Genomic DNA, 23,557 nt, shown 5'->3' with positions numbered 1-23,557 from the left:
TATTTTCGAGGAGGAACTTCGCTTCTCGCGCGCCAGGCCGACCGCGAAAGCCGGCGGATGAAGAACATCGATGCTGCCCTGACGCGTATCGAAAACGGAAAGTACGGCTTCTGCGAGGAGACCGGCGAGCCCATCGGCATCCCAAGGCTGCTGTTTCGCCCCACCGCGCGGCTCTGCATCGAGGCAAAGGAGCGCCAGGAAAACCATTATCGCAAGGCCAGATGAGACTGAACGTCATGACCGATAAAGCGCTGATTCCGATCAACATCCTTACCGGCTTTCTGGGCAGCGGCAAGACGACGCTGCTCAACCGGTGGGTGCACCAAAGCTCCATGCACAACACCTTGGTGGTGATCAACGAGTTCGGCGACATTGGCCTCGACCATCAACTGATCACCCAAAGCGACGAGCAGGCGGTGATCGAGATGAGCAGCGGCTGCCTGTGCTGCACCCTGCGCGGCGATCTGAGCCGCACCCTGCAGGAGGCGCTGAAGGATCTCGAGGCGCGCGGAAAGCCCGCTCCCGCCAGGGTGGTGATCGAGACCACCGGGCTTGCCGCACCCACATCGCTGTTGCAGCTTTTGATGATGGATCGCTGGCTGGCCCACCACTTCAGACTCGACAGTGTCGTGACCTGTGTCGATGCGATCAACGGCGACGCGACCCTCGACGCCCATGACGAATCCCGCCAGCAGGTGGCGGTGGCGGACAAGCTGTTGATCACCAAGACCGACCTCACTGACGAGTCGGGCGTGTCGCGCCTGGCCAACCGGCTGGCGCGGCTCAACCCCGCCGCCGAGCAGTGGCAAGTGGTGGACGGCGAACTCTCCGCCTCGCTGCTGGTGGGGGCCGGGCTCTCCCGCGACGGGGAGGCAGGCTTTCAGGCCGAGGGGTGGCTCAAGGCGGGGCAGTACACGATTACTCCAACGCCGGCCCACGCCGGCACCGCGATTTCGCTCGGCAATGCCCACGCTCGCCACGATACCACTCGCCACGCAAGCGGCATCAACGCCTTCTGCTTCACCGTGGAGGAACCCATCGCCCCGGAGACCCTCGATAACTGGCTGAATATCCTGATGTCGCTGATGGGCGAGAAGATGCTGCGGGTCAAGGCGGTGGTGCATCTGACCGACCGGGAGGCGCCGCTGGCACTGCACGGGGTGCAGCACATCTTCCACCCGCCGGTAACGCTGCCGGTGGCGAGCGTCAAGGATCGTATTTCACGGTTCGTGTTCATCACCCAGCACGTCTCGCCGGAGACGGTAGCCGAGATGTACCACTTCTTCAGCGCCTCGAAGGTGTAGGTGGCCAACGTGACGCCAGGACGGCAGCTTTCTGGACTTTCCTTGCGCCCGCTCAAGTAACGGACACGAAAAAGCCGCTACCTTTCGGTAGCGGCTTTTTCGTAGAAGATGGTAGCGGGGACCGGATTTGAACCGATGACCTTCGGGTTATGAGCCCGACGAGCTACCAGACTGCTCCACCCCGCATCAACGTGGGGCGTATTCTACCTAAGTAGCGGTTAGAGTCAAGAGGAAAGAATGAAAATGCGTCGAAACGGCGTGGGTGTTATCACCCTGCAACAATGGGCGAGTAACGCTATGCTGTCAGGGGGCCTTGAAGAGCGGCGATGGCCCCTGGCGGAAACAACAACAGCGTGCGCGAGGGACAGGTAGGCTCGCGCGCCCATTCAGAATGGCTTGCGACACCGCCCGTCTTGTCGGGTCTGGGTCATTCGTTCTCTCGGGGAGGTAGTCAATGGCTAGTCAGTCCCAGGTAGCTTGGGTCACGGGTGGTACGGGCGGGATCGGCACGGCGATCTGCCGATCGTTGGCGGCAGCGGGCTATTTCGTCGTCGCCGGGTATCGCAACCCGGAGAAGGCGAAGACGTGGCTCGAGAGCCAGAGGGCCGACGGTTTTGACAACATGGCGCTGTCCGGCGTGAATTTGTCGGATTACCATGCGTGCATCGATGCCGCGCGTGAGATCACCGAAACACATGGCCCGATCAGCGTGTTGGTGAACTGCGCCGGCATCACCCGCGATGGCACGATGAAGAAGATGTCCTATGAGCAGTGGGACGAAGTGATCGACACCAACCTCAACAGCGTCTTCAATACCTGTCGCAGCGTCGTCAACGCCATGCTTGAGCAGGAGTACGGGCGCATCATCAACATCTCCTCGATCAACGGACGCAAAGGGCAGTTCGGGCAGGTCAACTACGCCGCCGCCAAGGCCGGCATGCACGGTCTGACCATGTCGCTGGCTCAGGAGACCGCCACCAAGGGCATTACGGTCAATACCATTTCACCAGGCTACATCGCCACCGACATGATCATGGCGATTCCCGAGAAGGTGCGCGAGGCGATTCGCGAGACAATCCCGGTCAAGCGCTACGGTACCCCGGAGGAGATCGGGCGACTGGTGGTGTTTCTGGCCGACAAGGAGTCCGGCTTCATCACCGGCGCCAACATCGACATCAACGGTGGCCAGTTCATGGGCTGAGGTTTGCCGCCACGCGGCGACGAGCACGCAGCAATGACAAAGGGAGGCTTCGGCCTCCCTTTTGACTGTGTCGCCCGCTAGACGCCGAGCGGGCGCGACAGCCGCTCCAGAAGGCGATCGAATTCGCCGACCTCTCGCTCCCAGAGCGCCAGGGGCATCGGCCCCAGCGCCAGAAGTTCCGCGAGCACGCGCTCGATCTCCTCGGCCTGACGGCGTTCACCGCCGAGCCCGTCGTTCAGGCGCTCGACCTGGATGGCCAGGCGCAGCGGCTCGTCCCGGGGGCTGACACTGCCCAGCGCCAGCAGCGAGAGATGTACGCGAAGCCGCGCCAGGGCGTCCTGCAGTGCCGCCTCATCGGGTGGGGAAGCCTGCAGGCGGGCGGCGTTGCGGCGCTGGTGGGCGGCGGCGAAGGCGCCCGCCGGGAGCGCCGTGCCGGCATCGACCGGGGCAGCGAGCTCGTCGGTAAATGCAGCCTGATCCGCCTCCAGGTGCGCCTTTACCAGCGCGCTCAGCGCGTGCCAGCGGTGAATGACCTCTGCCCCCTCCAGGCGGGAAAGACGGTCGCGACGGGCGCGCACGATGCCGCTCAGCCTTCGCTGCATGCCTTCGCTGCGGCGGTTGTGGGGCAGCGGTTCGAGCGCGGCGGCGCGGCCCAGGAAGGCGTCGAGCGTCGCCGCGTCACTTGCCTGACGGGGTTGCCAGGCGTCCATCTCGTCGATCAGCGCCTGCAGCGTGTCGAGCGCCTGCTGGCGCTGGGCCGCCAGGGCATGCTTGTCGGCATCGCGCTGGGCGAAGAGTCGGTCGCAGGCGGCCTTGAAATGCTTCCACAGCGCCTGCTCCTCGCCCTTGGGCGCCCGCCCCAGCGCCCGCCAGCGGCGCTGGAGCGCCTTGGCCTGCTCGATGCGCTCGCCAAGCGGTGCGCCGTGCGACTCGAGCAGCGCCTGGGCCTCGTCGATCAGCGCGCGCTTGTCGCCGGCGATCTGCTCGGCCCGGGAATCGATCAGCGACTGCAGTCGGTAGCGCGCCTTGCCGAAACGCTGGCCGATAGCCTCGGAGGCCTCGCGCGGGACCGGGGCGTAGGTGCGCCACTGGTGGCGGGCCTTGTCGCGAATCTCACGCAGCGCATCCGGGTCGGCGTGCTCGGAGGGCTGGTCGCACAGCGTCTCGAGCTGTTCGCACAGCGCTTCGCGATGGCGAAGGTTGGTTTGGCGCTCTTCGTCCTGGGCCTGATGCCAGTCCGCCAGGCGCTGATGAATGCGCTCGGAGGCGGCGCGAAAGCGCGCCGAGAGTTCACGGCTGGCCGCCGCATCGCCCAGCGACGACCACTCCTTGATCAACTGGCGGTGGTGACGGTCCCGCGCCGACTCCGCCATGTGCGGATCGGCGGCCAGCACTTCGATGCTGGCACATAGTTGCTCGCGCTTTGGCCCGGCGACGAAGCCGCGCCAGTCGCGAAGCTCGGCGAGCTTCGCGCCGAGCTGCCTGAGGCGCGACTTGAGCGGCTTGCCCGCCGGCTCGGTCAGCGCCTCGAAGGTGGGCTTCAGGCGCTGATGCAGACGGCTGGCGCTCTTGAAGGCGCCGCGTTCGATCAGGTGTTCCAGGGTATCGAGCTCTGCCTCGAGCGTCTCGAGGGGCGGCGTTTGCTGTGCCTCTCGGGTTCGCTCCAGCGTCAGCAGCTGGCGGGCACGTTGCAAAAGCGCCGGTCGGGCCAGTCCGTCCGGCCACGCGCAGCGGGGAGCCAGCTCGCTCAGCGTCGCAATATCGTGCTGAGTCACTGCGCCCTCGATTGCCTCCTGATGCGTCTGCCAGCGCTGCCAGGCCTCCATCACCCGCTCGGAGGCGGCAAGCGCCACCGTAAAGCGCGCCTGGCTCGACTCGGCAGGGGCGTGCACGTCCGACAGCGACTGCCAGCGCTGGCCGAGCAGCCGGCGCTGGGCGCTCAGGCTGTCGATATCCTGGGAGGTGAGCGTCTCGGTGTGGTAGAGCCCCTCGATGCTCTCCTCGAGCCCTTCGAGCAGTTGCTCGCGGGTGCTGTCCGCTTCGCTGCGGCGCGCCTGGCGCACTTGGCGTGCCTGTTCCTGGGTCTCGTGATCGCTGTGCGTCTTGTGCGCGCGCAGGATCGCCTGGTGAAAGCGACGCTCCTGCTCGGCGCTGGGCGACTGGTCGAGGGCGCGCCATTCGCGCTCGAGGTGCCTGAGCCGGCCACCGTAAAGAGGCTCCCAAGGGGTATTGGCATGCTGTTCGAGTTTCGCGAGCAGTTCGTCGCGGCGCGCCGCCTGGCGGTCGTGCCACTCGGCGTCATGGCGCAGCTTCGCCAAGGCGTCGCGGGCCAGGCGCGCGACCTGGCGATCGCGGCGCGCCTCTTTCAAGAGCCGCTTCAATCCCTGTTCGCTCTCGACGCGCTGCGCCGCCTGCTGGCGAACGGCGGCCACGCCGTTGTGGCAAGCCTGGTGGACCAGGTCGCTTTCATCGTCGAGGCGAGCGAGGGCGGCCAGGCGGAGTTCCAGGTTGTCGCCGTTCAGGGCGACCTCGCCGGCAAGCCCCGGATGATCGAGGCGCTCGATGAGCTCGCGCCGGGTGCGCAGGTCTGCCTTGCCCAGGCGTCCGGTCAGGCCATCGCGCACGGCGTCGAACCAGGCGGGCTCGTCGCGATGGCGCGAAAAGCGCGCCACCAGGGTCTCGAGATCGTCAAGGCGGACCAGGGCCTGACGCTGGATGTCGTGCTGAGGGTCGTCGGCGAGCGCCTTCAAGGCGTCGCGCTGGTCGGCGTACTGCGGGTCGAGTTGATCGAGTGCCTGGCGGCGGACCTCGGGGTCGGGATGCTGCCACCGAGGCGCGAACAGGCGTCTTAACAGTGCGTGCATGAATCTTCCTGCAAGAGAGGCGTCGCGTGAAAAAAGTCAGTCGTCGGCATTTTGGTTGTTGCAGTCACCGGCGCTGTCGCTTAGTTTTGCCAGTAGCCATGTGACGTCGCCCGGCGAATCCGGCGGGCCATCACATCCCGGGCGCGAAACTGCGCTTGTTCCATCCTATCCGACATGACATGGAGTTCGGCCATGAGCCTCAATGCCGATAGCGCCGACAACGCCTTCACCTTCAAAGGCGGCATGCTGCCCATGACCGTCATGGAGTTGAGCAGTGCCGATCCCGAGCAGATCAGGCGTCAGCTGGCCGGCAAGCTCTCCCAGTCCCCCGCCTTCTTTCAGCATACACCGGTTGTGCTGAGCGTGGAAAAACTCGATGAACCGCACCTGTCACTGGAGCGCATCTGTGCAGTGTGCCGCGACCACAAGCTTCTGCCGGTGGCAGTGCGCGGCGGCCCGGAGCCGGTTCGCCAGTCCGCCTGGGCGCTGGGCCTGGGCTGGTTCGCCCCGGTCGAGGAGGCGCGTGCGCGTACCCTGGAAAGCGTCGAGCGCGTCGAGGCGCCGGTGGAACCCGCTGCCCCGGTCGAGCTCGAGGCGCCCACGGCGGCGACGCGGCTCTACCGCGGCACCGTGCGCTCGGGCCAGCAGGTGAGCGCCGCCGAAGGCGATCTGATCGTGATCGGTGCGGTCAACGCCGGCGCCGAGGTGCTGGCGGCGGGCAGCATCCATGTCTACGGGGCGCTCAGAGGCCGGGCGCTGGCAGGCATCCATGGCAATACCCAGGCGGGTATCTACTGTCGCGAGCTCGAGGCGGAGCTTCTGTCGGTGGCGGGCAACTACAAGCGCCTTGAAGATATCGATCCCAAGCTTCTGGGGTGTGCGGCCCAGGTCCACTTCAGCGAAGAGCAGCTCGAGATCAAGGCGTTGGTCTAGCCGCGCAGGCGAACGGTGTAGCGACGTGGCGGCCGCTTTTCGTTAGAGTAGAGGCTGGATCGACACGTCATATGATTGACATTGATGTTCTCGTTGCGCGCGATGACGACAACAAGACGCCCGCGCCGGCAGCGACCTCTGAAAGGAAATGACTCTTGGCCAAGATTATCGTAGTGACCTCAGGTAAAGGGGGGGTCGGCAAAACCACCAGTGCGGCGGCCATTTCGACGGGGCTGGCGCTTCGCGGCAAGAAGACCGTGGTGATCGACTTCGACGTCGGCTTGCGTAACCTGGATCTGATCATGGGCTGCGAGCGCCGCGTGGTATACGACCTGGTGAACGTGATCCAGGGCGAGGCGGGGCTCAACCAGGCGTTGATCCGCGACAAGCGGGTGGAGAACCTGTTCATCCTGCCTGCCTCGCAGACCCGCGACAAGGATGCCCTGACCAAGGAGGGCGTGGCCGAGGTGCTGGAGCAGTTGAAGAGCGACTTCGACTATATCCTGTGCGACTCGCCCGCCGGCATCGAGCGCGGCGCGCAGCTCGCCATGTACTTCGCCGACGAAGCCGTGGTGGTCACCAACCCCGAGGTCTCCTCGGTGCGCGATTCCGACCGCATCCTCGGGTTGCTCGGCTCCAAGACCCAGCGCGCCGAGCAGAGTCTCGATCCGGTCAAGGAGCACCTGCTGATCACCCGCTACAACCCGTCGCGGGTGACCTCCGGTGACATGCTGACCCTCGAGGACATTCGCGAGATCCTGGCCATCAACCTGCTCGGGCTGATTCCCGAATCAGAAGCGGTGCTGCGGGCATCGAACCAGGGCGTGCCGGTCACCCACGACGCCGCGAGCGACGCGGGTCAGGCCTACGCCGACACCGTCGCGCGGCTGCTCGGCGAAGAGGTGCCGCTGCGTTTTCACGAAGTTCAGCGCAAGAGCCTGCTGGGCCGGATGTTCGGGGGAGGCCGTCGATGAAATTACTGGAGTTCCTTAAGCGCGAGCGCAAGAAGTCCGCCTCGGTGGCCAAGGAGCGCTTGCAGATCATCGTTGCTCACCAGCGCAGCCAGCGTGGCCAGCCCGACTACATGCCGATGCTCGAGCGCGAGCTGCTGGAAGTGATTCGCCGCTACGTGCATGTCGATGACAACGCCATCCAGATCTCGCTGGACAGAGAGGACAACTGCTCGGTGCTCGAGCTCAACGTCACCCTGCCCAAAGGTTAGGCGAGCGTTGCGCGTCGGGGGCGACGCGGGTTGTGCTAGGCTAGAACGTTGATGCCCATCAGTACGTTAGGGCACGAACACGTTCACGGGAGTACTAGCCCATGGCGCCAGCCAACGCCGCCCCCGCCAGCTTTCTCTGGCACGATTACGAGACCTTCGGCGCCGACCCGCGCCGCGACCGTCCGGCCCAGTTCGCCGCGATCAGAACCGACGCCGACCTCAACGAGATCGGTGAGCCCATCGAGCTCTACTGCCGGCCCAGCGACGACGCGCTGCCACACCCCGCTGCCTGCCTGATCACCGGCATCACTCCCCAAAAAGCCCGACGCCACGGCGTGCCCGAGGCGGATTTCGCCGGGCGAATCCAGGCCGTGATGAGCGAGCCCGGCACCTGCGTGGTGGGCTACAACAGTCTGCGCTTCGACGACGAGGTCTCGCGCAACCTGTTCTACCGCAACTTTCTCGACCCCTACGCCCGCGAATGGCAGAACGGCAACTCGCGCTGGGACCTGATTGACGTGGTGCGCGCCTTCTATGCGCTGCGACCCGACGGCATCACCTGGCCCGAGCGCGAGGACGGCGCGCCGAGCTTCAAGCTCGAGGCGCTGACCGCCGCCAACGGCATCGAGCACGCCGGCGCCCACGACGCCCTGGCGGACGTGCGCGCCACCATCGCCCTGGCACGGCTTCTGCGCGATCGCAATCCCAAGCTCTTCGACTACCTGCTGGGGCTGCGCGGCAAGCGCGCCGTGGCACAGCAACTCGATATCGCCAGCGCCAAGCCGGTGCTGCACATCTCGCGGCGCTACCCGGCGAGTCGCGGCTGCAGTGCGCTGGTGATGCCACTCGCCGAACATCCGACCAATCCCAACGGGGTGATCGTGTTCGATCTCGGCGCCGACCCTGCCGAGCTTCTGTCGCTCGGCGTCGAGCAGATCCGCGAGCGGGTCTTCGTCAGCCAGCAGGACCTGGCCGAGGGTGAGTCGCGCATTCCCTTGAAGGTGATCCACATCAACCGCTGCCCGGTGGTGTTCCCCGCCTCGGCGCTCAAGGACGTGCAAGGCCCCAAACAAGGCGACTACGGCGAAATCCAGGCGCGTCTGGGCATCGACGTGGATCAGTGCCGGGTGCACTGGAAGACGCTTCGCGACAGCGCCGCTCAAGTGGCGCAGAAGGTCATCGAGGTGTTCGGCGCGGGTTTTGATGAGGGTCCTCAGGATCCGGACCTGATGCTCTACTCCGGCAGTTTCTTCTCCCCCGCGGATCGCCAGCAGATGCAGCGGGTGCGCGAGACCTCGCCCTGGGATCTGGTCGGCGCGCGCTTCGCCTTCCAGGACCCGCGCCTCGAGGAGATGCTGTTTCGCTTTCGGGCACGCAACTACCCCGAAACGCTGGAAGGCGAGGAGCGCGAGCAGTGGGAGGCGTTTCGCTGGGCGCGGCTCAACGATGCCGCCGTCTCCGGCTTCACCCTGAAAGCCTTCGCCCGGGAGATCGAGCGCTACAACCAGCAGAGCCTGACCGACTACCAGCGCCAGATCCTCGAAGAGGTAGTGATGTTCGTGGAGGCGATGCTGCCCGCCCAGGCGTTCGACGCCTGAGCGGGCCCGCGTTCAGCGCGTTTCGGCGCTGCGCGGGAAGGGCGACAGAGTCGCGCGGAAGGCGGTCAGGTCGCTTGGCTCATCGTGCGGGTCGAAGCGAACGTCCAGGGTACGCGCCATTAGGGCTGGCCACGCGGCCTGAATGCGCTCGGGGCTTACCGTCATCACCTCCTTGGCAAGCGCCTCGCGGCGATCAAAGCGCACCGGGTCGCGAGCGGTGGCCTGCCAGTAGCGGTTGGCCATGCCGGCGAGGCTGGTGTCGCGCTCCAGCAGGCGATCCGCCAGCGCCCGGCGGTAGGGGGCGAGGGTAGCATCGTCGAGGGTGTCGAGCTCTTCGCCCGCGCTTTCCAGGAACGCATCGATGCGGTGGGCGATCTCGTCGCTCTCGACATCGGCAGACTGCACCATGAAAGCGATACCCGGAGCGTCGAGCAGCGGCGAGTAGCCAGCGTTGACGACGTAGCCGAGCTGCTGCTCGGTGCGCAGGCGCTGGTAGAACGGCGTGCCCAGCCACTGGGCGATCACGCCGAGGGTCGCCTGCTCCTGCACGCTCTCGTCGCGCCCCTGTGCGTAGCGCAGCACGAGCGACTCGTCCCGGGCGCTGTCCGGATGCAGTACCTGGCCGCCTTCGTCGATGGCCAGCGGCGTCAGGTTGGCCACCTCGTCTCTTTCGAGCCGCGGGCGCAGGGCGTCGCGGATGAGATCCGCCTGGGCGCGGGCCTCGTCGGCGTCTAAGTTGCCCACCGCCATGGCGTCCACGTAGAGCGAAGCAAGAAAACGCCGGCGGAAATCCTCGAGGTGATGGCGTTCGAGGCGCTCGCTTGCCCGGTAGAGCTCGGTGCTCGACCACTGCGGGCGCATCAACGCCTCGCTCAGGGCGCGTCCGGCCTGGCCGTAAAGCGCGGCCTGCGGAGCGTTGCGCCACTCTCGAGCGAGCTGGTAGCGCACCCGGTCGAAGACCTCATCGGTGATCGGCGCGCGTTCGAGCTGCTCGATCGCCTGCTCGATGAACGGCGTCTGGCCGTCGCGCCAGCCCGAGAACGACAGCGTCATGCCGCGGGCATGGGGGTAGGCGCTGAACGACTGACCGGCGAGCCAGGCGGGGTAGAGGGTAGTGCTCAGGCTATCGTTGAGCCAGCCGGCGAGCATCCGGGTCAGCACCGCTTCCTCGGCGGAGTAGCTCGCACTCGGATGCTGGAGGCTGATACGCCACTCCACGCTCGGGGTGTTGAAGCGGCTGTCCTGCATGTGCCATACCCTGAACGAGGGCGTCTCGACCAGTATGCTCGGGGCTTTGTCCTGGCCCGGTTCCAGGGTCAGGTCATGGGCGATGAAGGGGTTGGGCGCGGGCAGCGAGAGCCCGCCCAGCGCCTGTCCGCTGGCGGGCGGTGCGGCCAGGGCGCGCCACTGGGTGTCGAACCAGGGCGAGACGGTGTCGCTCTCGATGTCCGCCGCCGAGTAGACGCGAATCATGTTGTCCGGCGTGAGCGCGTCGAGGTAGCGCGCCTGAGTGTCGTCGTCCATGGCGTCCATACGGTAGGGGGCGTACTGGACATCCTCCACTGGATAGCGCGACAGGCTCATGGCGAGCTGGGTGGCCTCGCTCTGGGCGTCGCCGTGCTGCTGAAAGCGAAACGCCTGCTCGGCGAGCGTGGCTTGCTCATCGAAACGCCACTGCTCGATGCCTTCACGGCGAATCTCGTCGACGGCAGCGAACAGGGTCGCCTGCACGTCCTCGAGGCGCTCGGCGCCGCGCGGCGTCAGGCTGATAGCCACGGTGAACAGCGCGTGCTCGCCGTCACCGCGGCCCACGCCCGCCGACAAGCCGTCCGCCAGACCCGCCTTGCGCAGCACGGCGAGCAGGCTGCCCTCGCTCTCATCGCCCAGCAGGTGGGCGATGAGGCTTGCGGGCTTGGTGCGGTAATACTGGATCGGGTCCGGCACCGGGAAGTACACGTTCAGCTGGCGACGATCCAGCAGCGACTGACGCTCGAGGTACAGGGGAAGCTCGTCGGCCAGCGCCAGCGGAGCGTCGATGGTGGGCGCCGTCAGGCCATTGTCGGGAATGTTGGCGAAGCGCTCGACCACCCACTCCTCCAGCGTATCCAGCGGCTGCGGGGCGATCACCGCCAGGTTCATGACGTTGGCGTCATAGTGGCTATGGTAGAAGTCGATGATCCGCTCGCGCAGCGACGCCTCGCCGGTGGCGGGGTCGGCCAGCGTCTCGCGGCTGCCCACGGCGAAGCCAGTGGTGGCGTTGTCCGGATTCAGCACCTGGTCGAGCACGTCGTTCTCGCGGCGCGACTCGTCGCGAATGCGCGCCATGTACTCGGAATGGATGATGTTGCGCTCGCTCTCGAGCTGGTCGGCGTTGAACAGCGGCGACAGGAAGAACGCGCTGAAGCGGTCGAGCGCCCCGGGCAGCGCTTCAGGGGCGACGTCGAAGAAGTAGTTGGTGTCCTGCTGTGACGTGAAGGCGTTGTGCGAGCCCGCGTTGTCGGCGATGTAGCGCTGGTAGGCGTCCGGCTCCGGGTAGGGCGTGGTGCCAAGAAACAGCATGTGCTCGAGAAAGTGGGCAAGCCCCTCGAGGTCGTCCGGATCCTGGGCGCTGCCTACCCGCACGTTCATCGAGGCGGCGGCCTTGTCGGCGTCCGGGTCGCTGACCAGCAGTGCCTGCAGGCCGTTCTCCAGCGTCAGCACGCGGTAATCACGCGCATCGTACTCGCTCTGCACGGGCGTGAGCGTGTCGAGCACCGGGCTCTCTTCGGCCCACAGGGTGGGGGCGTACCAGGCCAGGCTCAGCACCGCGCCGGTCAGGGCGTAGCGCATCGAGGGAGGGGGGACGAGTTCGCTTAGGCGTAGCATCAGGGCTCCAGGGGCACGGTCCAGCGCAGCATGGGTCCTTGCGGATGGGCACAGGACACCGACTGGTGGGCAGGGTTGTTGACATGCTTTGATACCGGAAAAGCGCCCAACAGTTCCAACGGCGCCGGCACAAGCAGCGCTTCGAGGGTGGCGGCGGCGGTCTCGGGGGAAAGCCAGGAGGCCAGCGCTTCGGGCGCAATCACCACCGGCAGGCGGTCGGTCAGCGAGGCCAGGCAGACGTTGGCGGGCACCGTGATCAAGGCAGTGGAGTCGGTGAACTCGGTCAGCGTGGTGTGATAGCGACACCACAGCGCGCCGAGCAGCAGCGGCGCGCGGTCCGTGGCAGTGACCAGGTACGGCTGCTTGCCGCCGGGGCGCGACTGCCAGACGTAGAACCCGGTGACCGGAATCACGCAGCGCCGCGCCCGAAAGGCCTCGTCGAACATCGGCCGGCGCGACAGCGACTCTGCCCGGGCGCAGTGCGGGGCATGGTCGAGCACCTCGAGCCAGGGCGGGGTCAGCCCCCAGAAAAGATGGCGGTGGCGATAGATGCCCTGCTCCAGGCGAATGGCCGAGACCGGCCGACGCGGCGCGAGATTGGGCGATTCGATGAAGGCGTTCGCGTCGTGAAGCTCCGGCACTCGGCGGGAGAGCGCCAGGCGCTGCACATGGAGGCGTCCCGTCATGCGTGTCTCCTTGTGGCCCGAAGATAGGCCGGTGCCGAAAAAAGTCGTCGACCGCGCAAAAACGCCTTGGTCCAAAAGGTAACAAGATTGCGCTAAATGTCGTGGTCGAGTATCGAAAACAGTGTTCGATAGAGGTATCCTATCTTATATTACCCACTCGCTCACGCTTAAGTGCGCTGAGATCGTCTTGTTTGCCTGACCTTAAGAGATCGCCATGGCCCGTCCCAGACAGCATGCGCCCGATGCCCTTCATGCACAGGTCATGCGCGCCTGCGACGAGTGGCTGGCCTCACGGCCGGTCCACGGTCTGTCGCTGCGTGCCCTGGCAAGAGAGGTCGGCTGCGCGCCGAGTACGCTGCTCAAGCTCTATGGCAGCTTCAACAACCTGTTGCAGCACGTCAACGTCGAGACGTTGGCGCGCCTTCAAAAGACCATCGAGAGTTTGACCGAAAACGAGCCCGAGCCTTGGCTGCGTGCGCTGGCCCATGCCTACTGGCGCTTTGCCGAGCAGGGATGCTACCGCTGGCAACTGCTGTTCGATCACCCTTTGGCGGAGGAGGGCGAGCTCGACCGTCGCCAGAGCGATCTGATCGAGGCACTGTTTACTCAGGTGGAGAGTTCGCTGACCCGCTACCAGCCGGCGCTCGATGATCTCGAGGCGCGCCGGCTCGGCCGTACGCTATGGGGCAGCGTTCACGGGCTCGTCCAGCTCGGGCTCAACGAGCGCCTGGGCTACTGGCAGGGCCACCAGCTCAAGGTCGACGAACTTCTCGAGCAGCTTTTGAGTACGGTGCTGGCGGGGCTTCGCGCCCGTGAGGCGCATTCGTGAAGTGGCTGATTCGACCGACGCGCTGCGTGCTGCGCCATGCGATCTATTTCAGCATGCGCGCAAGCTACCGTATCCGCGTTCAGGGGCGTGAATACCTGCCCGCCAAAGGCGCAGCGCTGGTGGTGTGCAACCATGTAAGCTTCATGGACGCGCTGGTGCTTGGCGGCTGCAGCCCGCGGCCGCTGCGTTTCGTGATGGACCAGCCGATCTTCGATTCGCCCTGGCTCAAGTGGTGGTTTTTGCTGGTCGGCGCGATTCCCGTCGAGTCCGAGCGGCGCAACACCGCCGGGCTCAGGCGCACCCTCGACCAGATCAGCCAGGCACTGCGCGACGGCGAGGTGGTGATGGTGTTTCCCGAAGGGCGTCTGACCCCGGATGGCGAGATCCACCCCTTCCGCCGCGGCCTCGAGACGATGCTGGCCCGCGATAACGTGCCGGTAATTCCCGCGGGGCTCGCCGGGCTCTGGGGGTCGTGGACCTCCCACTGTGGCGGGCGGGCGCTCAAGAAGTGGCCCTCGCGGTTTCGCGCACCGGTCAGGCTCTACTTCGGTGCGCCAGTGATGACCCATGAGGCCGAGGGGGTGGCGCTGCGCCACTTTCTCGAGGCCCGGGTGAAGGCGCTCAAGACCGCAGGCGATGTGGACATCGCCCGGCGGTACCGGGGCAGCGCCGAGCGCGACTAGCGCCTGGGCAGGCGAATCACCGGCCAGCAGCGCGCTGAGGTGATCAAATTGTCGCGAATCTCGAGAATCTCCATGCGTGTGTTACCGATCTGCAGCGACGCTGACCCTTCGGGGAAGGCTTCGAGGTGCTCGAGAATCAGTCCGTTCAAGGTCTTGGGACCGTCGGTAGGCAGCTGCCAGCCAAGCATCTTGTTGATCTCGCGAATGTTGGCGGTGCCCTCGATCACGTGGCTACCGTCGTCCTGCTGATGAATCTCCTCGTCCTCGGAGACGTCGGTGGTGAATTCACCGACGATCTCCTCGAGGATGTCCTCCAGCGTCACCAGTCCCTCCACGTCGCCGTACTCGTCCACCACGATGCCGATACGTCGCTTCTGCTTCTGGAAATTCAAGAGCTGGGTGTGCAGCGGCGTGGATTCCGGGATGAAGTAGGGCTCGCGCGCCTCCTGCACCACCGCCGCCTTGGTCACCTCCTCCTTGGAGAGAAAACGCGCCGCGTTTCTCAGGTGCAGCATGCCGATGATGTTGTTGATGTCGCCCTTGTAGACCGGAAGCCGCGTGTGCTGGCTGGTGCGGATCTGGGCAAGTATCTCCTCGAGCGGATCATCCAGGTCGATCCCCAGCACCTCGTGGCGCGGCACCATGATATCGTTCACGGTGACGTTCTCCAGATCCAGAATCGACAGCAGCATCGCCCGGTGGCGGTAGGGGATCAGCGTGCCCGCCTCGTGCACCACGGTACGCAGCTCGTCGCGAGTGAGGCTATCACCGCCGTTCTCCACGCTCTTGACGCCGACCAGTCGCAGAAGACCGTTGGAGACCGCGTTGACCACCCACACCAGCGGGTACAGAAGCTTCAGAAGCGGCTCCAGCGCCATCGAGGCAGGGTAGGCGATGCGCTCGGGCTTGATCGCCGCGTAGGTCTTCGGCGTCACTTCCGAAAACACCAGAATGGTGATGGTCAAGAGCGCCGTGGAGATCGCCGGGCCCGACACCTCGCCGAAGAAGTGGATCGCGATGATGGTGGCGATGGAGGCGGCGAGGTTGTTGACGAAGTTGTTGCCGATCAGGATGACGCCGATCAGCCGGTCCGGGCGGGTCAGAAGGCGCATCACCCGCTTGGCGCGCTTGTCGCCGCTGCCTGCCTGGTGGCTGAGCCTGTAGCGGTTGATCGACATCATGCCGGTTTCGGAGCTCGAGAAGAAGGCGGATAGCAGCACCAGCAGGCCCAGCAGGCCGAACAGTAATCCCAGCGGGAATTCGTCGCTCAAGTCGAAAGTTCCTTTATGGCGTATCAAGCTCGTTTTTAGAAGCAGCGGCGGGGCGCTGTCAAGGCGCCCTCGTTCGAGGTGCGGTCAGCGGGCGAGGACTATTTCCAGCACGAACTTGCTGCCGAAGTAGGCCAGTACCAGCAGCAGGCCGCCGCCGAGCGTCCAGCGCACCGCGCGCATGCCGCGCCAGCCGAAGCGGTAGCGCCCGACCAGGAGCGTGGTGAAGATACCCCAGGCGGCGATCGACAGCACCGTCTTGTGCACCAGGTGCTGGGCGAACAGGTTGTCCAGAAAGATCAGGCCGCTGGCGATCGACAGCGTCAAGAGCGCAACGCCGGCCCAGATCAGCTCGAACAGCACCCGCTCCATGGTGGTCAAGGGTGGCAGCGACTGCACGATGCCGCGAATGTGGTGATGGCGCAGCGCCTGGTTCTGAAGCCCCACCAGCACCGCCTGCACCGCCGCGATGGCCAGCATCGCGAAGGCGAGTGCCGAACTTGTCGCGTGAATCAGGATACCCGGGGTGAGTCCGGTATGGCCGCCCTGGCTCGGTAGCCACGTGGCGAAGATCAGCGCCACCCCGGCCAGCGGGAACAGCGCGATGCCCGCGTTGAGCACCGGCTTGAACAGGCTCGCCACCAGCAACACGTTGACCACCACCGCCATTAGCAGCGTGGCGCTGGTGGTGAAGCCCGGCAAGAGTCCCGGCGTCTGGTTGATCAGCATCACCACCACCGGAATATGCAACAAGAGACCCAGCGCCGCGATCAGACGAACCATGCCCCGGCGCGGCGGCACCCGGCGAAACAGCGTCATGCCCTGCCAGACGGCGGCAGCGATATAGAGTACAAAAGCGATGGTGGCGAGAGGGAGCGCCTGCATGATGCTATCCGTGCGCTGGCCGCGCGTCGTTGAGAAAAAAAGGGCAGTGAAGACAAGTCGGTGCGAGCTAGAGACTAGCGCCTACTATAACCAATCGTAAAGCGTCGCACAGCACCGCGCGGCGAACAGCCATAGAGACTCACAGGCGGAGCGCGTATAATCTCGCCCACACGTGCCCGGCTGCGAGCCCGGCGTCAGCGACAAAGGCAGAGGCCCCATGTTCCAGAATCTGAGCGAGCGTCTTTCCCAGACGCTGAAGTCGATCAAAGGCCAGGCGCGCCTGACCGACGACAACATCAAGGACACCCTGCGCGAGGTGCGCAAGGCGCTTCTCGAAGCGGACGTGGCGCTACCCGTCGTCAAGGCATTCATCGAGCGCGTACGCGAGCGTGCCGTCGGCCAGGAGGTCTCGAAGAGCCTCTCGCCGGGCCAGCAGTTCGTCAAGATCGTCCAGCAGGAGCTCGAGGCGATCATGGGCGAGGCCAACGAGGGGCTCAACCTCAAGGGGTCGCCCTCGGTCGTCCTGATGGCCGGCCTTCAGGGCGCGGGCAAGACCACCTCGGTCGCCAAGCTCGCCCGCTTTCTTCGCGAGCGCGAGAAGAAGAAGGTGCTGGTGGTCTCGGCGGACGTCTATCGCCCTGCGGCCATCGACCAGCTCGAGACCCTGGCGAAGGAAGTCGAGGTCGACTTCTTCCCATCGCACTCCACTGAAAAGCCCGTCGACATCGCCAATGCCGCGATCAAGCACGCCAAGATCCAGTTCCACGACGTGGTGCTCGTCGATACCGCAGGCCGTCTGGCGATCGATGAAGCGATGATGGCGGAGATCCAGGCGCTGCACAAAGCAGTCTCGCCCCAGGAAACCCTGTTCGTCGTCGATGCCATGACCGGCCAGGATGCGGTCAACACTGCCAAAGCGTTCCACGAGGCGCTGCCGCTGACCGGTGTGATCCTCACCAAGGCCGACGGCGATGCCCGTGGTGGCGCGGCGCTTTCCGTGCGCCACGTCACCGGCAAGCCGATCAAGTTCATGGGCGTGGGCGAGAAGGTCGACGCCCTCGAGCCCTTTCATTCGGACCGCGTCGCCTCGCGCATCCTCGGTATGGGCGACATGCTCTCGCTGATCGAGGAAGCCGAGCGCACCGTCGACAAGGACAAGGCCGCCAAGCTCGCCAAGAAGGTGAAGAAGGGCGACGGCTTCGACCTCGAGGATTTCCGCGAACAGCTCCAGCAGCTCAAGAAGATGGGCGGCATGGGCGGACTGCTCGGCAAGCTCCCCGGCATGGGCCAGATGGCCGAGCTTGCCCAGGGTCCGGGGCCCGAGAAGGAGATGGGCAAGCTCGAGGCGTTGATCAACTCGATGACCCCCGCCGAGCGGCGCAAGCCCGAGATCATCAACGGCTCGCGCAAGCGGCGCATCGCCGCCGGCGCCGGCCTTGACGTACCGGCGCTCAATCGCCTGCTCAAGCAGCACAAGCAGATGCAGAAGATGATGAAGAAGGCCGGCAAGAAGGGCGGCATGCAGAAGATGATGCGCGGCATGTCCGGCATGATGGGCGGCGGCGGCCCGGGAGGCCCCGGTGGCATGGGCGGCATGGGTGGCCCGGGCGGGCTGCCCTGGCGCTGAGTATTGTTTGATGCCTGACGCCCGAACGCGGCAGAGGTGTTCAAGTCGATTGACGCCTTGAGAGTTTTCTGGCTGTCAGGCTTTCAAAGCGGTTCGCGTTTGCGTAGAATGCGGCCTCTTCATGCGTGGGTGTTGGCGATCGGTGCGTTTATCGCACGGATTAGGCCTGCCAATGAAGCGTAAAAAGGGTGCACCGCAAGCACTTGGACGACATCGCGTCGACCGGGCGAGCAGTGTGCCGCAAAACTGCATGATGAGTGTTCTGGTGGCGATGTCGCCATGCTCCACTCTCGTAACCTCAACCGAAGGATAGTTATCGTATGGTTACCATTCGTTTGGCACGTGGTGGCGCCAAGAAGCGTCCCTTTTATCACCTCACCGTGACCGACTCGCGTAACGCCCGTGATGGTCGTTTCATCGAGCGTATCGGCTTCTTCAACCCGGTCGCCCGTGGTCAGGAAGAGCGTCTGCGCGTCGATCTGGATCGCGTCGTTCACTGGCAGAGCCAGGGTGCGCAGCTCTCCGGTCGCGTTGCTGAGCTGGTCAAGGAAGCACGCAAGCAGGCGTAAGCCTGTTGGCGCGAGACAGGATGATGCACCGTAGGAGCCTTGGTTCATGACGCGTTCAGACGCAGGCCAGACCGACGAGCACGTGGTGCTCGGCAAGCTGACCAGCCCCCACGGGGTGAAGGGTTGGCTCAAGGTCTACTCCTACACCAATCCTGTCGACGGTATTCTGGAGTACCCCGAGTGGTGGGTGCGCCGCGGGGAGACCCTCGAGCGCATGACCGTCGTTCAGGGGCGTCGGCAAGGCAAGGCGCTAGTGGTGCAGCTTGAAGAGATCGACGACCGGACTGCTGCACAAGCGCTGGCCCAGGCCGAGATCCTGCTGCCCAAGGGCGTTCTGCCCGAACTCGCCGACGACGAGTATTACTGGCACGAGCTCGAAGGCCTCGCCGTCTTCACTCGGTCAGGCGAACGGCTCGGACGGATCAGCTATCTGTTCGAAACCGGCGCGAACGATGTCATGGTGGTACGCGGCGATCAGGACGCCATCGACCGGCGCGAGCGGCTTGTGCCGTTTCTGCCCGATGACGTGGTGCTCGAGGTGGACCGCGAGGCGGCCCGCATGGTCGTCGAGTGGGACCCCGAGTTTTGAGCGACGAGACGCCCGCGATGTGGATCGGCGTGGTATCGCTGTTCCCCGAGATGTTCGAGGCCATGACCCAGCAAGGGGTGGTGGGGCGAGCGATCGAGCGCGGCCAGATCGAGCTCGGGTTCTGGAACCCGCGGGATTACGCCACCGACAAGCATCGTAGCGTGGATGATCGGCCCTACGGCGGCGGCCCCGGCATGTTGATGAAGGTCGACACGCTGCGCGGCGCGATCCACGATGCGAAGGCGCAAGGCCAGGCGCTGACCGGCCGCTCCCCCAAGGTGATCTACCTGTCACCCCAAGGGCGCAAGCTGGATCAGAACGGCGTCGAGACCCTGGCGAGTGCCGGCCCCCTGGTGGTGGTCGCCGGTCGCTACGAGGGCATCGACGAACGCGTGGTCGAATGTGACATCGACGAAGAGTGGTCGATCGGCGACTATGTGCTCAGCGGCGGCGAGCTGCCCGCCATGGTACTGATCGACGCGGCGGCAAGGCTGATCCCCGGCGTACTGGGGCATCACGACTCCGCCATCGAGGACTCGTTCAGCGACGGCCTGCTGGACTGCCCGCACTATACCCGTCCGGAAGTGATCGACGGCAAGCGGGTGCCGGATGTGCTGCTCAGCGGTCATCACGGCGACATCAAGCGCTGGCGCTTGAAGCAGTCGCTCGGCAGGACCTGGCAGCGTCGACCCGACCTGCTGGCCGGTCGCGAGCTTGATGCCGAGCAGCGGCGTCTGCTCGACGAGTACATCGAGGAACACGCCAAGGCTACCTCGTAGCGTTGGCGGCGGTGCAGGGCCAAGGCACCTGCGTCACCCATGACGACTCCCGCGTGGCTCGTTTCGAGCGCCGGGATCACGGTTCGCCCCTTCCACGACTGCGTGGCGAACCATCACGTTATTCAGGAGCAAGACAGATGAGCAGCAAGAACAAGGTGATCCAGGCGATCGAAAACGAGCAGATGAGCAAGGAAATTCCGAGCTTTGCACCGGGTGACACCATCGTCGTCCAGGTCAAGGTCAAGGAAGGTACCCGCGAGCGTCTGCAGGCCTTCGAAGGCGTTGTCATCGGCAAGCGTAACCGCGGCCTGAACTCCGCTTTCACCGTGCGCAAGATCTCCCACGGTGTCGGCGTCGAGCGTACCTTCCAGACCTACAGCCCGCTGGTCGACTCCATCGAAGTCAAGCGTCGCGGCGACGTTCGTCAGGCCAAGCTGTACTACCTGCGCGAGCGCAGCGGCAAGTCGGCGCGTATCAAGGAAAAGCTGGCTTAATCGCCGCTTTTTCCCCGGGTGTCTCGGCGCCCGGGTACGCAAGACCCCGTCTCCGCTCTGCGGGGCGGGGTTTTTTATTGGCGCCGTTCAATCAAGAACGCAAGAGCGTTAACCTATGAGCGACATCGATGCCTTTCTTGACGCCCTGTGGCTGGAGCAGGGCGCAAGCGATCATACGTTAGCGGCCTACCGGCGTGACCTGGACGCCTGGCAGCACCACCTGGAGCAGGCCGGCGAAACGCTGTTTTCGCCCACGCCCGAGCGCTGCCCCGCCTGGCTCGAGGCGCGCCGCGCGTCGGGCTACCAGGCGCGCAGCAACGCCCGGCTGCTGTCGTCGTTGCGAAGCTTCTACCGCTGGGCGCAGCTGAACGGGCGCGTCGAGCACGACCCGCTCGTCGACATGGCGCTGCCTGTGGTGCGCCCGAGCCTGCCGGACACCCTCGAGGAGGAGGAGGTCGAACGGCTGCTGGCCGCGCCGGACGTCGCCATGCCGCTGGGCCTGCGCGACCGCGCCATGCTGGAGCTGCTCTACGCCTGCGGGCTGCGGGTGTCGGAACTGGTGGGCCTGACCACCGACGCGGTGAATCTGCGCCAGGGCGTGGTGCGGGTGCGTGGCAAGGGCGACAAGGATCGTCTGGTGCCGATGGGCGAAGAGGCCGGCGAGTGGCTCGAACGCTACCTGGCGAGCGGCCGCCCCGCCCTGATGGCGGATGTCACGCGGCCGGCGCTGTTTCCCGGGCGGGGCGGCAAGGCAATGACGCGCCAGACCTTCTGGCACCGCATCAAGCGCCACGCAACGACCGCCGGCATCAACCGGCCGCTGTCACCGCATACGCTGCGCCACGCCTTCGCGACGCATTTATTGAATCATGGCGCCAATTTGCGTGTCGTACAGCTGCTTCTCGGACACAGCGACCTGTCCACGACGCAAATCTACACGCACGTTGCCCAGGCGCGCCTGGAGCAGCTGCACGCCGATCACCATCCACGAGGTTGACAACATGCGCCACCGCACGACGTTCATGACGCGAAGCATCCTGGCCGGCCCGGGCCTGGCAACATTGCTGGCGCTGGGGGCAGGCCTTGGTGCGCTGCCGGCGCTGGCCGATGCCCCGGCGCTTGCCGAGCGCCTTGAAGTGAACGGCCAGCCCATGCCGGTCGAGCGCGTCGTCGAGACGCCAATGGAGGGCATTTACCAGGTGCGCCTGGAGAACGGCGAATCCTTCTACTCCAACGCCGATGGCAGCTACTTTCTGGTCGGGGACCTGTTCGAGAACGCCGACCAGGGGCTCGTCAATCTGACCGAGCAGGCCAAGAATCAGGAGCGCGTCGAGGCGCTTGCCGCTGTGCCGGAGCGTGATCGCTTCGTGTATCGCGGCGTGGACGAGCCCCGGGCCACGGTGGTGGTCTTCACCGATCCGACCTGTCCCTACTGCGAGCGCCTGCACGAGACTCTTCCCGAGCTCAACGAGCGCGGCATCGCGGTTCACTACCTGGCCTTTCCACGGGCGGGCATGGAGAGCGACGCTGCTGCCACGATCCAGCGCGCCTGGTGTTCGGACAACCGCACCGAGGCGATGAGCCGCGCCCAGCGGCGCGAGCCGGTCAGCGGCGAGATCTGCGACAACCCGGTGGCCGAGCAGTATCAGCTCGGCATGGCGCTCGGCGTCCAGGGGACGCCGGCGATCATCCTGCCCGATGGCCGGATGGTACCGGGGTTCGTGCCGCCGGATCGCCTCGCCGACATGTTAGGCTTGAACGACTAGACAGCCGCTTCGGGCGGCGCACGCCAATTCAACGTCAAGACGCAGCACCTTGAGTGCGTATCAAGAGGGGAAGTATTTTGAAACCGGTAAGAGTAGGCCTTTGTGGTTTGGGAACCGTCGGTGGCGGCACGTTCAACGTATTGACGCGTAACGCCGACGACATTACCCGTCGCGCCGGCCGTCCGATCGTCATCGAGCAGGTCGCCCATCGCAGCATTCACCCCGATTGCGACATTACCGGCATCAACGCCACCACGGACGTGTTCGCGGTGGCGACCAACCCCGATATCGACGTGGTGGTAGAGCTGATCGGCGGCTACGACCTGGCCCGTGAGCTGGTGCTGACCGCCATCGAGAACGGCAAGCACGTGGTCACCGCCAACAAGGCGCTGATCGCCGTCCACGGCAACGAGATCTTCCGCGCCGCCCACGACAAGGGCGTGATCGTGGCCTTCGAGGCGGCGGTCGCCGGCGGCATTCCGGTCATCAAGTCGCTGCGCGAGGGCCTGGGTGCCAACCGCATCGACTGGGTGGCGGGCATCATCAACGGCACCGGCAACTACATCCTGACTCACATGCGCGACGAAGGTCGCGCCTTCGAGGACGTGCTCGCCGAGGCCCAGGCCCTGGGTTACGCCGAAGCCGACCCGACCTTTGACGTCGAGGGCATCGACGCCGCCCACAAGCTGACCATTCTCGCCTCCATTGCCTTCGGCGTGCCGCTGCAGTTCGAGAAGGCCTTCACCGAGGGCATCGCGCGCATCACCGCCGAGGACGTCGATCAGGCGGACAACCTGGGTTACATCATCAAGCACCTGGGGATCTGCAAGCGCACCGAGGGCGGGCTCGAGCTTCGCGTGCACCCGACGCTGATTCCCAAGGAGCGCCTGCTCGCCAACGTCCATGGCGTGAAGAACGCCATCGCCGTGATGGGCGATGCGGTCGGCCCGACCCTCTACTACGGCGCCGGCGCCGGCGCCGAGCCCACTGCCTCGGCGGTGGTGGCGGACATCCTCGATGTCGCCCGCGACATCGCCACCGACCACCACTACCGCGTGCCGTATCTCGCCTTCAGCGGCATCGACGATGGCGACAACGACCTGCCCATCATGCCGATGGAAGAGATCACCACCGCCTACTACCTGCGCCTTCTGGCGGTGGATCGCCCCGGCGTATTGGCCCGCGTGGCGACCATCCTGGCCGAACAGAGTATCTCCATCGAGGCGCTGATCCAGAAGGAAGCCACCGAAGGGGAGCTGGTGCCGATCATCCTGCTGACCCACCGTACCCGCGAGCGCCAGATGAACGAGGCGATCCGGGAAATCGAGGCGATGGCGGACATCGCAGGCCCCGTCACCCGCATCCGCGTCGAAAGCCTGGACGAAGGAGAGTAAG

22 protein-coding genes and 1 tRNA gene are annotated in these 23,557 nt (G+C 65.5%); 17 read left to right on the top strand and 6 right to left on the bottom strand.

The genetic code is table 11. The annotated features are described in order from the left end of the window. Positions 1-57 precede the first annotated feature (57 nt). The gene (locus GEV37_RS15680; protein ID WP_386111657.1) at positions 58-225 is read left to right on the top strand and encodes a TraR/DksA family transcriptional regulator; all 168 of its coding nucleotides are present in this window, start codon (positions 58-60) and stop codon (positions 223-225) included. 11 nt (positions 226-236) lie between these two features. Further along, positions 237-1,304, top strand: coding sequence for a CobW family GTP-binding protein (locus GEV37_RS15675; protein WP_227391205.1), 1,068 nt, complete (start codon positions 237-239; stop codon positions 1,302-1,304). 109 nt (positions 1,305-1,413) lie between these two features. On the opposite strand, the gene GEV37_RS15670 is transcribed toward GEV37_RS15675, so the two are convergent. Then, positions 1,414-1,490, bottom strand: a tRNA-Met gene (locus GEV37_RS15670). Positions 1,491-1,758: 268 nt separating this feature from the next. On the opposite strand from GEV37_RS15670, the gene phbB reads away from it, so the two are divergent. Then, positions 1,759-2,505: an acetoacetyl-CoA reductase gene (gene phbB / locus GEV37_RS15665; RefSeq protein WP_227391204.1), complete on the top strand. Its 747-nt coding sequence runs from the start codon at positions 1,759-1,761 to the stop codon at positions 2,503-2,505. Between the two features lie 77 nt (positions 2,506-2,582). Here the strand turns inward: phbB and GEV37_RS15660 are convergent, their stop codons facing one another. Next, positions 2,583-5,369 (bottom strand): DUF349 domain-containing protein, encoded by a 2,787-nt coding sequence (locus GEV37_RS15660; RefSeq protein ID WP_227391203.1) that lies wholly within the window; start codon positions 5,367-5,369, stop codon positions 2,583-2,585. Between the two features lie 192 nt (positions 5,370-5,561). On the opposite strand from GEV37_RS15660, the gene minC reads away from it, so the two are divergent. The 4 genes from minC (at position 5,562) to sbcB (ending at position 9,122) form a co-directional block, all read left to right on the top strand. Next, positions 5,562-6,302 carry a septum site-determining protein MinC gene (gene minC, locus GEV37_RS15655; protein ID WP_227391202.1) on the top strand — a complete coding sequence of 247 codons (741 nt, stop codon included), beginning with the start codon at positions 5,562-5,564 and terminating at the stop codon, positions 6,300-6,302. 155 nt (positions 6,303-6,457) lie between these two features. After that, a complete protein-coding gene (minD, locus tag GEV37_RS15650; RefSeq protein WP_227391201.1) occupies positions 6,458-7,276 on the top strand; it encodes a septum site-determining protein MinD in 819 nt (272 codons plus the stop codon). After that, positions 7,273-7,524 carry a cell division topological specificity factor MinE gene (minE, locus tag GEV37_RS15645; RefSeq protein WP_227391200.1) on the top strand — a complete coding sequence of 84 codons (252 nt, stop codon included), beginning with the start codon at positions 7,273-7,275 and terminating at the stop codon, positions 7,522-7,524. The genes minD and minE overlap by 4 nt, the downstream gene beginning before the upstream one ends. A gap of 101 nt (positions 7,525-7,625) precedes the next feature. Further along, on the top strand, positions 7,626-9,122 hold the full coding sequence (gene sbcB, locus GEV37_RS15640; protein WP_227391199.1) for an exodeoxyribonuclease I: 1,497 nt from the start codon (positions 7,626-7,628) through the stop codon (positions 9,120-9,122). Between the two features lie 12 nt (positions 9,123-9,134). Here the strand turns inward: sbcB and GEV37_RS15635 are convergent, their stop codons facing one another. Together GEV37_RS15635 and GEV37_RS15630 are read right to left on the bottom strand one after the other, a co-directional pair. Beyond that, positions 9,135-11,987, bottom strand: coding sequence for an insulinase family protein (locus GEV37_RS15635; protein ID WP_227391198.1), 2,853 nt, complete (start codon positions 11,985-11,987; stop codon positions 9,135-9,137). Continuing rightward, entirely contained in the window at positions 11,987-12,673 is a 687-nt protein-coding gene (locus tag GEV37_RS15630) for an SOS response-associated peptidase (protein ID WP_227391197.1), read from the bottom strand. The genes GEV37_RS15635 and GEV37_RS15630 overlap by 1 nt, the downstream gene beginning before the upstream one ends. Positions 12,674-12,887: 214 nt before the next feature. Here GEV37_RS15630 and GEV37_RS15625 point away from each other — a divergent pair, with 214 nt between their 5' ends. After that, positions 12,888-13,502, top strand: a complete 615-nt coding sequence (locus GEV37_RS15625) for a TetR/AcrR family transcriptional regulator (protein WP_227391196.1) — start codon at positions 12,888-12,890, stop codon at positions 13,500-13,502. Between the two features lie 53 nt (positions 13,503-13,555). After that, positions 13,556-14,185 carry a 1-acyl-sn-glycerol-3-phosphate acyltransferase gene (locus GEV37_RS15620; RefSeq protein ID WP_264477834.1) on the top strand — a complete coding sequence of 210 codons (630 nt, stop codon included), beginning with the start codon at positions 13,556-13,558 and terminating at the stop codon, positions 14,183-14,185. Here the strand turns inward: GEV37_RS15620 and GEV37_RS15615 are convergent. Both GEV37_RS15615 and GEV37_RS15610 read right to left on the bottom strand, forming a co-directional pair. Further along, entirely contained in the window at positions 14,182-15,456 is a 1,275-nt protein-coding gene (locus GEV37_RS15615) for an HlyC/CorC family transporter (protein WP_227391194.1), read from the bottom strand. The two genes, GEV37_RS15620 and GEV37_RS15615, sit on opposite strands and share 4 nt — an antisense overlap. A gap of 84 nt (positions 15,457-15,540) precedes the next feature. Continuing rightward, positions 15,541-16,338, bottom strand: coding sequence for a cytochrome C assembly family protein (locus GEV37_RS15610; RefSeq protein ID WP_227391193.1), 798 nt, complete (start codon positions 16,336-16,338; stop codon positions 15,541-15,543). Between the two features lie 217 nt (positions 16,339-16,555). Between GEV37_RS15610 and ffh the strand changes: the two genes are divergently transcribed. The 8 genes from ffh (at position 16,556) to GEV37_RS15570 (ending at position 23,556) form a co-directional block, all read left to right on the top strand. Continuing rightward, positions 16,556-17,965, top strand: coding sequence for a signal recognition particle protein (ffh, locus tag GEV37_RS15605; RefSeq protein ID WP_227391192.1), 1,410 nt, complete (start codon positions 16,556-16,558; stop codon positions 17,963-17,965). A 320-nt stretch (positions 17,966-18,285) separates the two neighbouring features. After that, positions 18,286-18,534, top strand: coding sequence for a 30S ribosomal protein S16 (gene rpsP / locus GEV37_RS15600; RefSeq protein WP_007111767.1), 249 nt, complete (start codon positions 18,286-18,288; stop codon positions 18,532-18,534). Between the two features lie 46 nt (positions 18,535-18,580). Then, positions 18,581-19,123, top strand: coding sequence for a ribosome maturation factor RimM (gene rimM, locus GEV37_RS15595; protein WP_227391191.1), 543 nt, complete (start codon positions 18,581-18,583; stop codon positions 19,121-19,123). Between the two features lie 17 nt (positions 19,124-19,140). Continuing rightward, positions 19,141-19,902 (top strand): tRNA (guanosine(37)-N1)-methyltransferase TrmD, encoded by a 762-nt coding sequence (trmD, locus tag GEV37_RS15590; RefSeq protein WP_227391231.1) that lies wholly within the window; start codon positions 19,141-19,143, stop codon positions 19,900-19,902. 137 nt (positions 19,903-20,039) lie between these two features. Then, positions 20,040-20,396 carry a 50S ribosomal protein L19 gene (rplS, locus tag GEV37_RS15585; RefSeq protein WP_227391190.1) on the top strand — a complete coding sequence of 119 codons (357 nt, stop codon included), beginning with the start codon at positions 20,040-20,042 and terminating at the stop codon, positions 20,394-20,396. A gap of 115 nt (positions 20,397-20,511) precedes the next feature. After that, positions 20,512-21,393, top strand: coding sequence for a site-specific tyrosine recombinase XerD (gene xerD, locus GEV37_RS15580; RefSeq protein ID WP_227391189.1), 882 nt, complete (start codon positions 20,512-20,514; stop codon positions 21,391-21,393). Between the two features lie 4 nt (positions 21,394-21,397). After that, positions 21,398-22,162, top strand: a complete 765-nt coding sequence (locus GEV37_RS15575) for a DsbC family protein (RefSeq protein ID WP_227391188.1) — start codon at positions 21,398-21,400, stop codon at positions 22,160-22,162. Between the two features lie 77 nt (positions 22,163-22,239). Further along, complete coding sequence (locus GEV37_RS15570) at positions 22,240-23,556, top strand: homoserine dehydrogenase (protein WP_227391187.1); 1,317 nt, start codon at positions 22,240-22,242, stop codon at positions 23,554-23,556. Position 23,557: the final 1 nt, after the last annotated feature.

Source organism: Vreelandella malpeensis, from assembly GCF_020622355.1.
In the GTDB taxonomy this organism is placed as follows: domain Bacteria; phylum Pseudomonadota; class Gammaproteobacteria; order Pseudomonadales; family Halomonadaceae; genus Vreelandella; species Vreelandella malpeensis.
The sequence above is the reverse complement of the archived record's forward strand: the minus strand, read 5'-3'. Positions and strand labels throughout refer to the sequence as shown.

Excerpts from the sequence above, each read along its gene's own strand:
- GEV37_RS15680 (WP_386111657.1), top strand. The coding sequence starts at position 58 with ATGAAGAACATCGATGCTGCCCTGACGCGTATCGAAAACGGAAAGTAC.
- GEV37_RS15675 (WP_227391205.1), top strand. The coding sequence starts at position 237 with ATGACCGATAAAGCGCTGATTCCGATCAACATCCTTACCGGCTTTCTG.
- phbB (WP_227391204.1), top strand. The coding sequence starts at position 1,759 with ATGGCTAGTCAGTCCCAGGTAGCTTGGGTCACGGGTGGTACGGGCGGG.
- GEV37_RS15660 (WP_227391203.1), bottom strand. The coding sequence starts at position 5,369 with ATGCACGCACTGTTAAGACGCCTGTTCGCGCCTCGGTGGCAGCATCCC.
- minC (WP_227391202.1), top strand. The coding sequence starts at position 5,562 with ATGAGCCTCAATGCCGATAGCGCCGACAACGCCTTCACCTTCAAAGGC.
- minE (WP_227391200.1), top strand. The coding sequence starts at position 7,273 with ATGAAATTACTGGAGTTCCTTAAGCGCGAGCGCAAGAAGTCCGCCTCG.
- sbcB (WP_227391199.1), top strand. The coding sequence starts at position 7,626 with ATGGCGCCAGCCAACGCCGCCCCCGCCAGCTTTCTCTGGCACGATTAC.
- GEV37_RS15635 (WP_227391198.1), bottom strand. The coding sequence starts at position 11,987 with ATGCTACGCCTAAGCGAACTCGTCCCCCCTCCCTCGATGCGCTACGCC.
- GEV37_RS15630 (WP_227391197.1), bottom strand. The coding sequence starts at position 12,673 with ATGACGGGACGCCTCCATGTGCAGCGCCTGGCGCTCTCCCGCCGAGTG.
- GEV37_RS15625 (WP_227391196.1), top strand. The coding sequence starts at position 12,888 with ATGGCCCGTCCCAGACAGCATGCGCCCGATGCCCTTCATGCACAGGTC.
- GEV37_RS15620 (WP_264477834.1), top strand. The coding sequence starts at position 13,556 with ATGCGCGCAAGCTACCGTATCCGCGTTCAGGGGCGTGAATACCTGCCC.
- GEV37_RS15610 (WP_227391193.1), bottom strand. The coding sequence starts at position 16,338 with ATGCAGGCGCTCCCTCTCGCCACCATCGCTTTTGTACTCTATATCGCT.
- ffh (WP_227391192.1), top strand. The coding sequence starts at position 16,556 with ATGTTCCAGAATCTGAGCGAGCGTCTTTCCCAGACGCTGAAGTCGATC.
- rpsP (WP_007111767.1), top strand. The coding sequence starts at position 18,286 with ATGGTTACCATTCGTTTGGCACGTGGTGGCGCCAAGAAGCGTCCCTTT.
- rimM (WP_227391191.1), top strand. The coding sequence starts at position 18,581 with ATGACGCGTTCAGACGCAGGCCAGACCGACGAGCACGTGGTGCTCGGC.
- trmD (WP_227391231.1), top strand. The coding sequence starts at position 19,141 with ATGTGGATCGGCGTGGTATCGCTGTTCCCCGAGATGTTCGAGGCCATG.
- rplS (WP_227391190.1), top strand. The coding sequence starts at position 20,040 with ATGAGCAGCAAGAACAAGGTGATCCAGGCGATCGAAAACGAGCAGATG.
- xerD (WP_227391189.1), top strand. The coding sequence starts at position 20,512 with ATGAGCGACATCGATGCCTTTCTTGACGCCCTGTGGCTGGAGCAGGGC.
- GEV37_RS15575 (WP_227391188.1), top strand. The coding sequence starts at position 21,398 with ATGCGCCACCGCACGACGTTCATGACGCGAAGCATCCTGGCCGGCCCG.